This is a genomic window from Bacillus sp. N447-1, assembly GCF_022701035.1.
Lineage (GTDB): Bacteria > Bacillota > Bacilli > Bacillales > Bacillaceae_G > Bacillus_A > Bacillus_A cereus.
Genome location: NZ_CP065509.1, coordinates 3,121,688 through 3,138,067 on the forward strand (window position 1 = coordinate 3,121,688; position 16,380 = coordinate 3,138,067).

The following is a 16,380-nucleotide window of genomic DNA, read 5'->3' on the forward strand; positions in this document are numbered from 1 at the left end:
TAAACGTCTATACATATTACTCATAGTCACGAAGGATGTTAGTAGTAGAAATTTTTCTAGCTTTGTATCTTCTAAGGAAGAAATCTCATTTACTTCTGTAACACGGTTATTTACGTCTTGTTTAAAGCTTTCGACATTGCTTTCAGTAAGAGCAAGATAATTTTTGTATAACGTATTTAATTCGAATGAATCATCATTTAATAAGGAGTCATTTATAGTTTCTAATGAACTTTTTATATCGTTAATGGAGAGAGCTCCTTTAATTGATAAATTAGGCTAATTAAAATCATATGCTCTTTTGAATACTTTTTATTTTTGATGGGGATAAATAGTTTTCCTTTGCGTAATTATTAATCATGGTTTTAGTTAATACTTTTTCATCATCAGTTCTCGTTGTATCTGCATAAGTATTCTCAAATAGTTGAACAACTTGATCTACATATAAGTCAACATTTGGAATATCCTCAAGTTTAATGTTTTTCTAAATGCAATGTCTCAAGTAATTCATTTATATTTTCCACGTAGAATCCTCACTTTTATAACTTAGTGGAACTTAATGTTTAATATATCTTTAAATATGGTATTACGAAACAAATGAATTGTAAATGTTGACCTTAAAAAGAAATGTGTATATAATTACATGTAGTTATCAAAACTACATGTAATTATGTGAGGGGTGTTATTATGAATACTTATGTAAGGGAACCGGTTAATGCATTTACTCACTTAGGTGGAGCAATATTATCATTTATTGCCTTATTAGCTATGCTTGTGAAAGTTTCTATCAAGATGCCATCATTTGCTGCAATTACAGCTGTTATTTTGTTTGGTATTGGAATGATGGTCCTTTATACGGCGTCAGCTGTGTATCATAGTGTTGTGGCCAATGAACGTGTTATTTACTTCTTTAGGAAGCTAGATCATTCTATGATTTTTATATTAATTGCAGGTACATATGCACCCTTTTGCTTAATTACATTAAATTCAGCAAGTGGTTTACTATTATTTTGTTTAGTCTATGCAACTGCGATTTGTGGCATTGTATTTAAAATGTTTTGGTTTAATTGTCCAAGATGGTTATCGACAGCAATTTATATTACGATGGGTTGGTTAATTGTGTTATTCTTTGCACCGTTAGCTGAGAATTTAAGTACAGGAGGCATTATTTTCTTAGTACTTGGGGGCATTTTTTATACAATTGGTGGATTTATTTATGGAACAAAGCCAAAATGGTTAGAGTTTAAATATATGGGGCATCATGAAATTTTTCATGTTTTTGTATTATTAGGTAGTCTTGCGCATTTTCTAAGTGTATATTGTTATGTAATTTAATAAAAACGCCACATAATAAAAATTATGTGGCGTTTTTTATTACCTGATTAGAATCGTATATGTTATAAATTTATTATGGGATAAAATGTAAGTTTCTGTGTTCGCATGTTAAACATAGGATAAGAAATATGTGATATACTTTGAGAAGTTTATAATGAATGAAATATGGAGGACTATAATTATGGCAATACTTGTAACAGGTGGAGCAGGATATATTGGTAGTCATACATGTGTAGAATTACTAAATAGCGGTTACGAAGTTATAGTAGTGGATAATCTTTCGAATAGCTCGGTAGAATCTATAAATCGAGTGAAAGAAATAACAGGAAAACAATTTAAGTTTTATAAAGAAGATGTTTTAAATCGCGAAGCGCTTGACGCAATTTTTGAAGAAAATGCAATTGAAGCAGTTATTCACTTTGCAGGATTTAAAGCTGTAGGGGAGTCAGTAGCGATTCCATTAACATATTATCATAACAACATTACAAGCACGTTAGTGCTATGTGAAGTAATGCAGAAACATAATGTAAAGAAGATAATCTTTAGTTCATCTGCAACTGTATATGGTATCCCGGAAACGTCACCGATTACGGAGGAGTTTCCATTAAGTGCAACAAATCCATATGGTCAAACGAAATTAATGATTGAGCAAATTATGCGTGATGTAGCATTTGCAGATGCAGAATGGAGTATCGCATTACTTCGCTATTTCAATCCATTTGGTGCACACGAGAGTGGGCGTATCGGAGAAGATCCAAATGGAATCCCAAATAACTTAATGCCATATGTAACGCAAGTAGCGGTAGGTAAGTTAAAAGAATTAAGCGTATTCGGAAATGACTATCCAACGAAAGATGGAACAGGAGTCCGTGATTACATCCATGTTGTGGACTTAGCAAATGGTCATGTAAAGGCGCTTGAGAAAGTATTGAGTACAACGGGAGTAGATGCTTATAACCTGGGCACAGGTATGGGCTATAGTGTACTAGAGATGGTTGAAGCGTTTGAAAAAGTTTCGGGCAAGAAAGTTCCTTATAAAATTACAGAGCGTCGCCCAGGTGATGTAGCAGTATGTTTTGCTGATGCATCGAAAGCAAAGCGTGAATTAGGCTGGGAGGCAACACGCGGATTAGAAGAAATGTGTGCAGATTCTTGGAAATGGCAATCAAATAATAAAAATGGCTATTTAGAAGTTTAATGATGTATATAAAAAAATGACCTTTGCATAAAAGCAAGAGGTCATTTTTTATTAATTTTATTAGCGAACCTAGAAAAGAACGTTCGCTGTTTTAAATGATGTGATTTTACAATATCTTATGCTAGAAGGTAGTAGAATGAGATAGAGGAATGTATTATTTTATTAATTTTTTATAGAAATTGAAAGCGTATTATTGAAAAGTATTCCAACACTTGTATCATTGATAGAGTCCGTTTATAATCAAGGAATCCTAGTTCATGTTTTGATAGGATTATTTATTATTGAAAGCGTTTTAAGTTCGCTCCTTTTTGAGGTAGGAGGTCTGACTTATTTGAATGAAAAATTATGTATGTAGTTTTAAATGGGAAGAAAAATAATATAAGTATCACTTTATAGTGTGGGGAGGTTAAAAGTGTGAAAGGTAAAGATTTTCACACGAATATATATGGGTTATGTAGGATTATTACTTTCAGGGGCAGCTTTATTTTTAAATAGTCTTGTTATATTAGGGAAAGCAGAGATGAAAAGTGCGGGTGTTTTTAATTTATTTGTGGGTGCACTACAAATTATTATTCCGTTTTATTTGATCATGATTTCTGACCAAAGCAATTGGACAGTGTATTCATATGCGGCTACTTTCTTATTTGGATTAACTTATTTATATGTAGGTGTTACTTTTATAAAAGGAATGGATAGTAGTGGTCTAGGATGGTTTTGTATTTGGGTAGCAATTATAGCCTTATTCTATATGGTTGTTTCATTTGTTCAATTCCATGATGTTGTTAATGCGTTAACGTGGTTTATGTGGGCATTACTTTGGTATTTATTCTTTGTATTAAATACACAAAAGAAGAACATTAATCAATATCTTGGAAGGATTGCCTTCGTACAATCATGGGTAACATTGACTTTACCTTCACTCTTTTATTTTATGGGAGTGTGGGGAGAGGGATTTGTATATGAACTATGGGTTTATGTATCAGTAATTTCTATTTTGTACTTCTGTTATTGTATTTATAAATATCGAGTACGTTAATATATTTTCTGTAGAAAAGCATGGAATCGTTAAACGAATTCCATGCTTTTTATATATTGGCACTTATAATAGAGAGGTAGTATTTTACAATTTGCTAAAATGGGGATGATGAAGTTGAAAAAAGTATTGGTGCTAGGGGGAACAAGATTTTTTGGTAAACATTTAGTAGAAGCACTTTTGCAAGAGGGGCACGATGTAACGATTGCGACGAGGGGAGTTACTGAAGATTCTTTTGGTAGCGCAGTAAAAAGAATAATTATTGATAGAGAAGATGGAAAGCTACTAGAAAAGTGTCTAGAAGGAAAAAGTTATGATATTGTATACGATAATTTATGCTATAGCTCGAATGCAGCGAAGATAACATGTGAAGTGTTACGAGGGAAAACGAAGAAATATGTTATGACATCTTCAATGGCCGTCTATGAACCTGCCCTAAGCTTATCAGAAGAAGACTTTAATCCGTACGATTATGCAATCGCGTATGGAGATAGGAATGACTTCAATTATGGTGAAGGAAAGAGATTAGCTGAAGCCGTTGTATTTCAACAAGCAACATTCCCAGTTGTTGCAGTTCGTTTTCCAGTTGTTATTGGAGAAAACGATTATACGAAAAGGTTACAATTTTACGTTGAATGTATTGTGAACCAAAAACCTATCGTTGTGGATCATGTAGATGGAACTTTGTCATTTATACATGAAAAAGAGGCAGGAGAGTTTCTAGCTTGGTGCGGAATGGAAAATGTGAAAGGGCCAATTAACGCCTGTAGTAACGGGGTAGTTTCTACGGAAGAAATTATTCATTTCATAGAAGAGAAGACAGGAATAAAAGCACTCATTCAGAAAGCTGGGGAAAATATAGCTCCTTATAATGAGGTAACTAACTGTACATTACATAATGGAAAGGCTCGTGAATTCGGATTTTTGTTCCGAGAGCTGAAACTAGAAATGAAAAATGTTTTAAAACATTATATAAATACAATGAAGTAATCATAAATCCCCCGGTGGCAATCCGGGGGATTCTGGAGGATTTCGACAATACTGATTTTACATTACCAAATTTACCTTATACGTACGACTAATGTTTTTGTGATTGAATTGCTTGTAAATACTTCTCGTTTACTTGGTCCCAGTTTACTGTATGCCACCAGTTGGTAACAAACTCTGGGCGCCTATTTTGATACTTTAAATAATAAGCATGTTCCCATACATCAATTACGAGTAAGGGGATTTTCCCTTCTTGCAAAGGCGTATCTTGATTTGGTGTACTCATAACAGAGAGTTCCTCACCGTCAAGAACAAGCCATCCATAGCCACTTCCAAAACGACTAATAGCTGCTTTGGAAAGTTGATCTTTTAAGTTGTCAAAGGTATTGAAATAATAATCAATTACTTTTGCAACGTCTCCATTAGGCTCACCGCCACCTCGTGGGCTCATCACTTCCCAAAAAAGACTATGACAATAGTGACCGCCACCGTTATTTCGTACAGCTGTAACAATTTCCTTCGGTAAAGTATCTAAATTACATAGCAATTCTTCTAAAGATTTATTATGTAATTCAGTATAATTTTCTAAAGTAGCATTTAAATTGTTTACGTATGTCGCATGGTGCTTTCCATGATGAATGGAAAGTGTATTGCTATCAATATGTGGCTCTAGTTCATCATAGTCATATGAAAGCTTTGGCAATTGAAATGAAGACATAACATTACCTCCTTTCTATTTAAAAAGTTGGTTTAGGTAAAAATACTTTACCTGAGTCAAAAATACACCCATTTTCCATATAAGTCAATAGTAAGTCCATTAATTTTCTGAAAAATATTACAATAAAAGTAACACTCTCACTTTCATTTGTGACTCCTATCCTTTTTGCTTATACTGTAAAGTAGCAGGGTTTTGTTGAAATAGAAGGAGATTGTTTATGAGTAAAACGAAACAATTAATAGAAGAAGCAAGTAATTTTATTACGATTTGTTATAAGGAGCTTCATAAAGAACAATTGATAGAAGAACGTATAAAAGAAATTCAAATTGAGATAGAGAAGACAGGGACATATGAGCATACATTTGAAGAACTTGTTCATGGTTCACGAATGGCATGGCGTAACAGTAATAGATGTATTGGAAGACTATTTTGGAGTAAGATGCACATATTAGATGCGCGCGAAGTAAATGATGAAGAGGGTGTATATAATGCATTAATTCATCATATTAAATATGCAACGAACGACGGGAAAGTTAAACCAACCATTACGATTTTTAAGCAATATCAAGGTGAAGAAAATAATATAAGAATTTATAATCACCAATTGATTCGATATGCAGGATATAAAACAGAAACGGGAGTGATTGGTGATTCTCATTCCGCTACATTTACGGACTTTTGTCAGGGGCTTGGTTGGCAAGGAGAAGGTACGAATTTCGATGTATTGCCACTTGTGTTCTCTATAAACGGGAAGGCACCTACATATAAAGAAATTCCGAGAGAAGAAGTAAAAGAAGTGCCAATTGAACACCCAGAATACCCTATTTCATCACTTGGAGTGAAATGGTATGGTGTTCCAATGATTTCAGATATGCGTTTAGAAATTGGCGGTATTTCTTATACAGCCGCTCCGTTCAATGGATGGTATATGGGAACAGAAATTGGGGCGCGCAACTTAGCAGATCATGATCGTTATAATTTACTTCCGGCTGTTGCGGAGATGATGGATTTAGATACATCGAGAAACGGTACCTTATGGAAAGATAAGGCGCTAATTGAGTTGAATATTGCCGTACTACACTCCTTTAAAAAACAAGGAGTTAGTATTGTTGATCACCATACTGCTGCACAACAATTTCAGCAATTTGAGAAGCAAGAAGCTGCTTGTGGTCGTGTTGTAACAGGTAATTGGGTATGGCTTATTCCGCCATTATCTCCAGCTACCACTCACATTTATCATAAACCGTATCCGAATGAAATTTTGAAGCCAAATTTCTTTCATAAATAATATTTAGTGCAGTTTTTTTCTGCAAAATATATTTTTTTTAATTACTGTTATGTAGCAAATGGAAGCCTTTACTCTCGGTTATTTTTGGAAGAGGCTTTTTGAACCAAGGAGTACCTTATGTTATAATCAAATTTCTGTTTCGAAGACCTTATAGAAATATAAGGTCTTTTGTTTTGCTTTTTTATGTAAGAGGAAGAGAATTTTTCTTTTTAATAAGGGATTTGGCATATTTTTAGGGACAACATAAGTATGTGGGAAGTCGATAAAATGTTATGCATATATAATTATTATGTTTTAGGTTTAAACAATAAAACATAATAAAGTTGTTTTTTTAGATTGCTGAGGAAGGAGGAAGTATAAATGAGGATGAAGAGTCGAAAAACTGATTGGCCTGTATTTATTATTAGTGGTGGTTCACTTTTATTATTTGTAATTGCAGTTTTTTTGAACAAGGATTATGTAGAGAGTGCGATTAATAAAAGTTTCGCTTTTTCAATTAAATATTTCGGTGCCTTCTGGCAAGTTTTATTATTAGGTACATTTATTGTTGCGATGTGTATGGCTTTCTCCAAATATGGGAGAGTTAAGCTTGGGGGATTAGAAAAACCTGAGATTAGTACGGCAAAATGGCTTGCTATTATTATGTCTACATTACTTGCTGGAGGTGGCGTTTTTTGGGCAGCAGCAGAGCCAATGTATCATTTGATGACGGTGCCACCAATACATGATGGTATATCTGCTGGAACGAAAGAAGCAGTCATGCCTGCTTTAGCACAAAGTTATATGCATTGGGGATTTTTAGCATGGACGATTTTAGGTACAATTAGTGCGGTAGTTATGATGTATGGACATTATCATAAAGATATGCCGCTAAAACCTCGAACACTTTTATATCCTATTTTTGGGGAAAAATTAAGAAAGAGCCTGCTTGGAACGATAATTGATGCAGCTGCAATTATTGCAGTAGCTGCAGGTACAATTGGCCCAATTGGATTTTTAGGTTTACAAGCAAGTTATGGATTACAAGAATTATTTGGAATTTCTGATGTGTTTACTACTCAATTAGCAATTATTGTTTGTGTGGTGGCCGTGTCTACCATATCGGCAGTAACAGGTATTGATAAAGGGATTCAAATTATAAGTAATTTAAATGTTAGATTAGCAATTGTGTTAATGGCATTCATATTACTATTTGGGCCAGGTGGATTTATTATTGATTCGTTTGTTTCTTCGTTTGGATTTTATGTAAATGAGTTTATACCGATGAGCACATACCGTGGTGATACAAGTTGGTTAGGATCTTGGACAATCTTTTTCTGGGGATGGTTTATTGGATACGGACCAATGATGGCAATTTTAGTGAGTCGAATTTCAAGAGGGAGAACGATTCGAGAAATCATCGTTGCAATTGGAATTATCGCACCTATTATTACAACATTTTGGTTTACTATATTAGGTGGATCAGGCGTGTTTTATGAGTTGATGAATCCTGGGTCTATCTCGGACGCATTAAGTGAATCTGGTATGCCGGCAGCTATGATTGCAATTACAGGGCAATTGCCACTTTCTAATATTATTGGACCAGCATTTCTTTTATTAACAATTTTATTTGTAGTGACAACAGGAGATTCAATGGCGTATTCCATTTCAATGGCAGTGACTGGAGACGGAGATCCTAGAATTAGTTTGCGAATTTTTTGGTCGCTTATTATGGGCGCAGTTGCAGCAATTCTTTTATATATGGGTGAAGGAAGTATTAATGCGCTACAATCGTTTATCGTGGTGACGGCAGTTCCGGTATCAATTTTGTTATTCCCAATGCTATGGTTAGCGCCTAAAGTTGCGGGAGAATTAGCATTAAAACAAGGTATTGTAAAAGAAGAAGATAAAACTGCATTCTTATTTCAGAAGGCTAGTAAATCAAAATAAATAAAAACGTAAAAGAGGAAGCATCTTAAATGAGATGCTTTCTCTTTTACGTTTAATCTAATACTTTTCCCTTTGTTTCTGGTACACATAGTAGCATTGTAATTAACCCGATTGGGTAGATGATAAAAATCAAGGACAATGCTCCAAGTAGGTTGCCACCTGTAGCAAGTAAGCCAATAATAACAGGCCCAAATCCAGCCAGTCCACGTCCTGTACCGAAAATAAAGTTTTCGGCGGTAGAGCGAGCTTCAGCAGGATAGTTTTCAGCTAAAATTGCTCCAAATCCTCCCATCATTCCATTTGCAAAGAATCCAAGCAATGCACTTCCCCATAATAATAATGTTGAATCTGTGAATAAGAAGAAGTAAATGAGACAGTATACTGTACCGCCAATATAATAGATTGCAAAAGTTTTACGTCGACCAATTTTATCAGCTAGAATACCAAAGATTGCAATTCCAATTAGCATACCGATGGTAGAAATGAACATCCAGCCACTTGCTTTTGCTAATGTATAGTTATATTTATTTGCTAAAATAGTGGGCATCCATGTGAAGATTCCGTAATATCCGAAGTTTTGGATGAACGACATAATAATAAGACCAATTGTTGTAATTGTTACTTTTTTATTGGCAAATAACTTTCGAAGTGGAAATTTTTTTATATGTTTTAGTTGTTCTGCTTCAGTAGTTGTTAATTTACCTGCAGCTTCTTTTTGCAATAGCTCCTTTTTGTAGCGTTGTTTTTGCTCCCATATTTTCGGTTCACTTAAACTTTTACGGACATAGACAGCTAGTAAAGCTGGAATTAATCCAAATAAGAAAACGGCTCTCCATCCAAAGTGTGGGACAATAAATGCTGGAAGGAGTGAAGCAATCAGTACACCAAATTGCCATCCAAGTGCAACAACAGATGTCGCTTTAGCGCGCATTTCTTTAGACCATGTTTCTGTTACGATGGCCATTCCGATTCCGAATTCACCACCAACTCCCATTCCAACTAAAAAGCGCAGAATTAATAATTGCCAGTAGTCTGTTGCGAAATAAATGAGTGCGGTTGCTAGTGAAAACAGTAAGATTGTGAAGGCCATTGTACGAATACGGCCAAATAAATCAGCAATAAATCCAAATAAATAAGAACCAATTAACATTCCTATTGTGGTAGCTAAAGTTAAGTTTCCGCCTTCAACAGGACTTAAGTGAAACTCTTTTAAAATATAGATAAGTACGAACGATAATAGCAACATATCTAAACCTTCTGCTGCATATCCTAGCGCAGAACCAAATAATGTTTTATATCTTTTCGCTTTTGTCTCCTCTGTTGTTTGTTGTACATCAGTAGTGACGTTCATTATTACTCCTCCTTATTTTCTACAGTCGCTATGGAAGAATAACAAAAGGCCTTCTCACCTGATATGATGAGAAGGCCAAAAAAGCATACGTATCCCCAAGAAAAGAACATACGTATATTGTATTCCGACTTCCTTCTCAACCTCACGGGGTTGGGTTAAAGGACTGTATTATATTACTTTATTTTTAGCACTCTTCTATATGTATTGTCAAATAAAGAGGAAGTTATTATGTGTAAAATATTTCAAAAAACATTTCGTTCTTCTTGACGCCGACTTCATTATTTTCCCATAATAAAACTAACTAAATAAAAAGGAATGAATCAAAGATGCTAAATTTAGTACTCATGATGATTGAACGAGTCGGACTTATAGTTATTTTAGGATTTTTACTCTCTCATATTAAAACTTTCAGACGCCTCCTTCATAAACAGGATGGCTATGTAGATAAGCTTAAGCTTATTTGTATTTTTTCGGTATTTACAATTGTAAGCAATTACACTGGGATTGAAATAGCAGGAAATACGATTATGAATGAAAATTGGTTACAAGGTGTTTCATCATCGAGTACCATTGCGAATACACGTATTATGGGTGTTGGAATTAGTGGATTGCTTGGTGGTCCTATCGTCGGAATTGGGGTAGGATCAATTGCTGGTATTCACCGTTATATGCTTGGAGGGACGACAGCTCTAAGTTGTGCAATCTCGTCAATTTTAGCAGGTGTTATAACGGGGTATATTGGATACATTTTCAAAAAGTATAATCGTACAATTACTCCTAAGTTTTCAGCGATTTTAAGTGTTTTTATCGTTTCTTTAGAAATGATTATGATCCTATTAATTGTAGAGGATGGAATGAGCATTGTGAAAACAATTGCGATACCAATGATCCTTGTAAATAGTTTTGGAAGTTTTATTTTACTTTCTATGATACAAGCTATTTTGCGTCAGGAAGAGAACGCAAAGGCACTTCAGACTCATAAGGTATTACGTATTGCAGATAAAACGTTACCATATTTTCGCCAAGGCTTAACAGAAGAATCATGTAAGCATGTGGCACAAATTATTCACCGTTTTACAGGAACAGATGCGGTATCCTTAACAGATACAGAGAAAATATTAGCTCATGTTGGATTAGCATCAGATCACCATATTCCTTCACATAGTTTAATAACTGGTTTGTCGAAAGAAGTTTTACATACAGGGCAAATAATGAAAGCAAAATCACGTGAGGTCATTAATTGTCAACATGAAGGATGCCCTTTGCAAGCGGCGATTGTTATTCCACTAACTTCGCATGGAAATACGATAGGGACATTAAAACTGTATTTTAAAAATCCTAACCAGTTAAGTCGCGTTGAAGAAGAATTAGCAGAAGGGTTAGCAAAAATATTCTCCACGCAGTTAGAGTTAGGAGAAGCTGAGTTGCAAAGTAAATTACTTCAAGATGCAGAGATAAAAGCATTACAAGCGCAAATTAACCCGCACTTTTTATTTAATGCGATTAATACAGTATCAGCTTTATGCCGAACAGATGTAGAAAAAGCAAGGAAGTTATTATTACAGCTTAGCGTATATTTCCGATGTAATTTGCAAGGGGCACGTCAGTTATTGATTCCACTAGAACAAGAATTAAACCATGTACAGGCATATCTATCCTTAGAACAAGCAAGGTTCCCAAATAAGTATGAGGTAAAGATGTATATTGAGGACGAGCTAAAGACAACTTTAGTACCACCATTTGTTCTTCAACTATTGGTTGAAAATGCATTGCGACACGCTTTTCCGAAGAAGCAACCAGTATGTGAAGTAGAAGTGCATGTTTTTGAAAAAGAGGGTATGGTTCATTTTGAAGTAAAAGATAATGGACAGGGAATTGAGGAAGAACGTTTAGAACAATTAGGAAAGATGGTAGTTTCGTCAAAGAAAGGGACTGGAACAGCTTTATATAATATTAATGAACGTCTTATTGGATTATTTGGAAAAGAAACGATGCTTCATATCGAAAGTGAATTAAATGAGGGGACAGAGATTACTTTTGTTATTCCAAAAAAAGTAGGGGAGGAAGAACAGAGTGTTAAAAGTATTAGTAGTTGACGATGAAATGTTAGCACGTGATGAACTAAAGTATTTATTAGAGAGAACGAAAGAAGTTGAGATAATTGGTGAGGCTGATTGTGTGGAAGACGCATTAGAAGAACTAATGCAAAGTAGACCAGATATTGTGTTTTTAGATATTCAATTATCCGATGATAACGGATTTGAAATCGCCAATATATTAAAGAAGATGAAAAATCCACCTGCAATTGTATTTGCTACTGCCTATGATCAATATGCACTGCAAGCATTTGAAGTAGATGCGTTAGACTACATTTTAAAACCATTTGATGAAGAGCGTATTGTGCAGACATTAAAGAAGTATAAAAAACAAAAACAATCGCAAATAGAAACGAAGCACGAAATAAAGGGGACAGATGTAACAGTAGAGATGCATAAATTAGCATTACCAATTGAAGAATCAATCGTACTTGTTAATATTGAAGATATTGTATATGTAGGACTTGTGGACGGAAAAGTGACAGTAAAAACAATGAGGGAAACATATGTAACACACGATACACTTGTGATTTTGGAAAAGAAGTTGCCGCAAGTAAGTTTCATGCGTGTTCATCGTAGCTTTATTGCAAATATTAATCATATTACTGAAATTCAGCCATGGTTTAACTCTACTTATAATTTAATTATGAAAGAAGGATCAAAAGTACCTGTTAGTCGTACATATGCAAAAGAACTCAAGAAGCTGCTTCGTATTTAAGGAGCAGCTTTTGTATTTCATCCTTTTATATTTGTAACTGATTCTGTATATTTGACGTTCCGTTATGTAAACGCTTACTTAGGCGGTTATATTCTATACAATAAAGGTACCAAATCGAAAGAGGTGGCCAAAATGAGTACGAAAAAAGTATATAGTTTCTTATCACAAGCATTCATATTTTCAGCTATTATGTTAATTTCTAATATTATTGCAACACATTTACCAATTCCAATGCCTTCATCGGTAATCGGGTTAGTTATTTTATTTAGTCTATTATGTTTAAAAGTTATTAAATTGGAGCAAGTTGAATCACTCGGAACAGCTTTAACAGGTATTATTGGATTCTTATTCGTCCCATCAGGTATTTCAGTTATTAATTCTCTTGGTGTAATGGGGCAATACTTTGTACAAATTTTAACTGTAATTGTTGTAGCGACAGTTATTTTACTCGCTGTAACAGGATTATTTGCACAATTTATTTTAGGAAAAGATGAAAAAGAAACAGAAGATACAAAAGAATTGAAAGTAGTAAATAAAGGACGCAAGCACGGAAAGGTTGCGTAACCATTGTATTTATATATTGTTGGGAGGTAATGAACATGGCAAGCACAATGACTCCATATTTCGGAATCGTTGTTTCATTAATCGCATACGGAATCGGAACATTATTATTCAAGCATTCAAAAGGGTTCTTCCTATTTACACCATTATTCGTAGCGATGGTATTAGGGATTGTATTTCTAAAGGTAGGTAACTTTACTTTTGAAGAATATAATACTGGCGGAAAAATGATTAGTTTCTTCTTAGAGCCAGCAACAATTGCATTCGCTATCCCACTATATAAACAAGTTGATAAGTTGAAAAAATATTGGTGGCAAATTTTATCAGCTATCGTGGTTGGATCTATTTGCTCAGTAATTGTCGTGTTCATTGTTGCAAAAGCAATCGGTTTAGATACAGCAGTAATGAATTCAATGCTACCACAAGCAGCAACAACAGCAATTGCGTTACCAATTTCAGAAAGTATTGGTGGTATTCCAGCAATTACATCGTTTGCAGTTATTTTCAACGCAGTTATCGTATACGCATTAGGAGCATTATTCTTAAAAACATTTAGAGTGAAACATCCGATTGCAAAAGGTTTAGCACTTGGAACAGCGGGTCATGCATTAGGAGTTGCAGTAGGAATTGAAATGGGTGAGGTAGAGGCAGCGATGGCAAGTATTGCTGTAACGGTAGTTGGGGTTGTAACAGTAGTTGTCATCCCAATGTTCATGCCATTCATTGGATAGTAAAACTTACTTAAAAAATAAGAAAAGCAAGCTATTTGTAGAACAGATTTCTACTGATAGCTTGCTTTTTATGTTACAGTAGTGGTAAGACCTATTAAAAAATGTAAGTTTCCTTAAATCTTCATTAATACTATGTAGAATACGTTTTGAATTAGGTCATTGTATTGTAAAATAAGAAGTAGGCTACTATATACCTGGTAAGGTAGGCATATAATGAGTTTATAAAAATCTTAATATGAATGAATAATTAAAAGTAGAAAAGAGAGAGAAATCTACTTATTAACGTTTTAGTTTATAGGACAGGAGAGAGTATTCGTCGATTATGCAAATAAAAAACCTGTTTCAAAGCAAAGGATTTCAGAGGTTACTCGTATTAGTAATACTTGCTCTCGTGTTATACGGGCTGCAAAGTATGTTGAATTTAATATTAATTACGTTTATTCTCACGTATTTAATGGATCGATTCCAAAAGTTTATTTCACGCAAATTAGATCATTTCATGCCTATTAATCGAAAAATTATTATAGCATTTCTATATGTAATGTTAATTGGTGGAATTGCTATTACGCTATTTAAATATTTACCAGTATTGACGATACAAATTTCACAACTGATTTACCAATTCAATGTATTTTTAAGAAACCCACCAGATAGTGAACTAATTAAGTATGCAGTTAATGCTGTCAATCATATGGAGCTTTCTAAATATGTAGGACAAGGCGTAGACATTTTGTATAAATCGATTACGAATGTTGGTAAATTTGGCCTTCAAGTTTTACTTTCTTTAATTTTGAGTTTATTTTTCTTATTAGAAAAATCTCGTATTGTCGGTTTTACTGCAAAGTTTAAAGAAAGCAGGCTTGCAATTTTCTATACTGAAATTGAGTACTTCGGAAAGAAATTTGCACGTTCATTTGGAAAGGTAATCGAAGCGCAATTTTTAATTGCTGTTGTTAACTGTGTTCTTTCAGTTATCGCATTATGGATATTAGGATTCCCACAATTACTAGGTTTAGCGTTAATGATTTTCTTGCTGGGCTTAATTCCAGTAGCGGGGGTTATCATTTCGTTATTCCCACTTTGTATGATTGCTTACAATATTGGCGGTATCATGTACGTTGTTTATATTTTGGTTATCGTAACAGTGATTCATGCGCTTGAAAGTTACGTATTAAACCCGAAGTTTATGTCGCAAAAAACAAATTTACCGATTTTCTATACATTTATGGTATTAATCTTCTCAGAACACTTCTTAGGTGTATGGGGATTAATTATCGGTATTCCAATCTTCATCTTCTTATTAGATGTTTTAGACGTGACAAGTGATGAAATGGAGAAGGATGTTGGAAAAAATAAAGTGAAGTAAAGAAAAAGCATCGATGTTCGGTGCTTTTTCTTTTATAATATGATGTTTCTTATGCCATACTGTAAGCAGAACATAGAATAGGGGTGAAGTAATGGCTGTAAATGAAAAGATAGAATTGGCTACATTTGCTGGAGGGTGCTTCTGGTGTATGGTTTCGCCATTTGAAGAGATGGAAGGGATTATAAAGGTTGTTTCTGGCTATACAGGTGGTCATAAAGAGAATCCAACGTATAAAGAAGTATGTTCAGAAACGACGGGACATTATGAGGCAGTACAAATTACATTTGATGCAAATAAAATGCCGTATGAGGAATTGTTAAATATATATTGGAGACAAATTGATCCGACCGATATTGGTGGACAATTCCACGACCGCGGACAGTCTTATGAAACGGTGATTTTTTATCATAATGAAGAACAACATAAAAAAGCAGAGGCCTCAAAAGAAGAGCTTGAGCAGAGTGGACGCTTTTCAAAACCAATTGCGACAAAAATACTACCAGCAGCTACATTCTATCCAGCTGAAGAATATCACCAAGGATATCATAAGAAAAACACATTCCGCTATGAGTTATATCGTAAAGGCTCAGGACGAGATGCTTTTATTAAGCAACATTGGCCAAAGGATAATGCTCATTTAAAAGAAAAACTCAATGAGATGCAGTTTTATGTAACGCAGGAAAATGGTACAGAACCACCATTTCGAAATGAGTATTGGAACCATAAAGAGGAAGGTCTTTATGTAGACATCGTTTCAGGTGAGCCGCTATTTACTTCTCTAGACAAATTTGATAGTGGATGTGGATGGCCTAGTTTTACAAAACCAGTTATGTCAGCAAGTGTGAAAGAAAAGATGGATGTGAGTCATAATATGACACGTACAGAAGTGAGAAGTAAAGAAGGAGACTCACATCTTGGGCACGTATTTCCAGACGGTCCAGGACCAAATGGCCTTCGTTACTGTATTAATTCCGCAGCTCTTCGATTTATTCCAAAAGAGGAATTAGAGAAAGAAGGCTATGGTGATTTCCTAATCTTGTTTGGAAATAAAAAATAACCTCGCAGTTAGCGA

15 protein-coding genes are annotated in these 16,380 nt (G+C 34.4%); 12 read left to right on the plus strand and 3 right to left on the minus strand.

Going from position 1 to position 16,380, the window contains the following annotated elements; genetic code table 11:
- Positions 1 to 286: 286 nt before the first annotated feature.
- On the minus strand, positions 287 to 475 hold the full coding sequence (locus IQ781_RS28455; RefSeq protein ID WP_481748669.1) for a DUF1836 domain-containing protein: 189 nt from the start codon (positions 473 to 475) through the stop codon (positions 287 to 289).
- Positions 476 to 684: 209 nt separating this feature from the next.
- Between IQ781_RS28455 and trhA the strand changes: the two genes are divergently transcribed.
- The 4 genes from trhA (at position 685) to IQ781_RS15855 (ending at position 4,553) form a co-directional block, all read left to right on the plus strand.
- Positions 685 to 1,332, plus strand: coding sequence for a PAQR family membrane homeostasis protein TrhA (gene trhA / locus IQ781_RS15840; protein WP_001099728.1), 648 nt, complete (start codon positions 685 to 687; stop codon positions 1,330 to 1,332).
- Positions 1,333 to 1,513: 181 nt separating this feature from the next.
- Positions 1,514 to 2,530: a UDP-glucose 4-epimerase GalE gene (gene galE, locus IQ781_RS15845; protein WP_000996540.1), complete on the plus strand. Its 1,017-nt coding sequence runs from the start codon at positions 1,514 to 1,516 to the stop codon at positions 2,528 to 2,530.
- A gap of 445 nt (positions 2,531 to 2,975) precedes the next feature.
- Positions 2,976 to 3,566, plus strand: coding sequence for an AmiS/UreI family transporter (locus tag IQ781_RS15850; RefSeq protein WP_000542569.1), 591 nt, complete (start codon positions 2,976 to 2,978; stop codon positions 3,564 to 3,566).
- Positions 3,567 to 3,665: 99 nt separating this feature from the next.
- Positions 3,666 to 4,553, plus strand: a complete 888-nt coding sequence (locus IQ781_RS15855; protein ID WP_002195968.1) for an NAD-dependent epimerase/dehydratase family protein — start codon at positions 3,666 to 3,668, stop codon at positions 4,551 to 4,553.
- Between the two features lie 88 nt (positions 4,554 to 4,641).
- Here the strand turns inward: IQ781_RS15855 and sodA are convergent, their stop codons facing one another.
- Entirely contained in the window at positions 4,642 to 5,268 is a 627-nt protein-coding gene (sodA, locus tag IQ781_RS15860) for a superoxide dismutase [Mn] (protein ID WP_000094042.1), read from the minus strand.
- A 217-nt stretch (positions 5,269 to 5,485) separates the two neighbouring features.
- On the opposite strand from sodA, the gene IQ781_RS15865 reads away from it, so the two are divergent.
- Together IQ781_RS15865 and IQ781_RS15870 are read left to right on the plus strand one after the other, a co-directional pair.
- Complete coding sequence (locus IQ781_RS15865) at positions 5,486 to 6,556, plus strand: nitric oxide synthase oxygenase (protein WP_000047627.1); 1,071 nt, start codon at positions 5,486 to 5,488, stop codon at positions 6,554 to 6,556.
- A gap of 360 nt (positions 6,557 to 6,916) precedes the next feature.
- On the plus strand, positions 6,917 to 8,485 hold the full coding sequence (locus IQ781_RS15870) for a BCCT family transporter (RefSeq protein ID WP_001242442.1): 1,569 nt from the start codon (positions 6,917 to 6,919) through the stop codon (positions 8,483 to 8,485).
- A gap of 52 nt (positions 8,486 to 8,537) precedes the next feature.
- Here the strand turns inward: IQ781_RS15870 and IQ781_RS15875 are convergent, their stop codons facing one another.
- A complete protein-coding gene (locus IQ781_RS15875; protein WP_242808134.1) occupies positions 8,538 to 9,836 on the minus strand; it encodes an MFS transporter in 1,299 nt (432 codons plus the stop codon).
- A 326-nt stretch (positions 9,837 to 10,162) separates the two neighbouring features.
- On the opposite strand from IQ781_RS15875, the gene lytS reads away from it, so the two are divergent.
- The 6 genes from lytS to msrB all read left to right on the plus strand — a co-directional run bounded on the left by lytS (position 10,163) and on the right by msrB (position 16,365).
- Complete coding sequence (gene lytS, locus IQ781_RS15880; protein WP_139847011.1) at positions 10,163 to 11,932, plus strand: two-component system sensor histidine kinase LytS; 1,770 nt, start codon at positions 10,163 to 10,165, stop codon at positions 11,930 to 11,932.
- A complete protein-coding gene (locus IQ781_RS15885; protein ID WP_000921843.1) occupies positions 11,910 to 12,650 on the plus strand; it encodes a LytR/AlgR family response regulator transcription factor in 741 nt (246 codons plus the stop codon). The genes lytS and IQ781_RS15885 overlap by 23 nt, the downstream gene beginning before the upstream one ends.
- Before the next feature lie 132 nt (positions 12,651 to 12,782).
- On the plus strand, positions 12,783 to 13,214 hold the full coding sequence (lrgA, locus tag IQ781_RS15890; RefSeq protein ID WP_000104901.1) for an antiholin-like murein hydrolase modulator LrgA: 432 nt from the start codon (positions 12,783 to 12,785) through the stop codon (positions 13,212 to 13,214).
- A gap of 35 nt (positions 13,215 to 13,249) precedes the next feature.
- Complete coding sequence (gene lrgB, locus IQ781_RS15895) at positions 13,250 to 13,942, plus strand: antiholin-like protein LrgB (RefSeq protein ID WP_000168869.1); 693 nt, start codon at positions 13,250 to 13,252, stop codon at positions 13,940 to 13,942.
- A 322-nt stretch (positions 13,943 to 14,264) separates the two neighbouring features.
- Positions 14,265 to 15,308 carry an AI-2E family transporter gene (locus IQ781_RS15900; RefSeq protein WP_001166010.1) on the plus strand — a complete coding sequence of 348 codons (1,044 nt, stop codon included), beginning with the start codon at positions 14,265 to 14,267 and terminating at the stop codon, positions 15,306 to 15,308.
- 91 nt (positions 15,309 to 15,399) lie between these two features.
- A complete protein-coding gene (msrB, locus tag IQ781_RS15905; RefSeq protein ID WP_000290145.1) occupies positions 15,400 to 16,365 on the plus strand; it encodes a peptide-methionine (R)-S-oxide reductase MsrB in 966 nt (321 codons plus the stop codon).
- Positions 16,366 to 16,380: the final 15 nt, after the last annotated feature.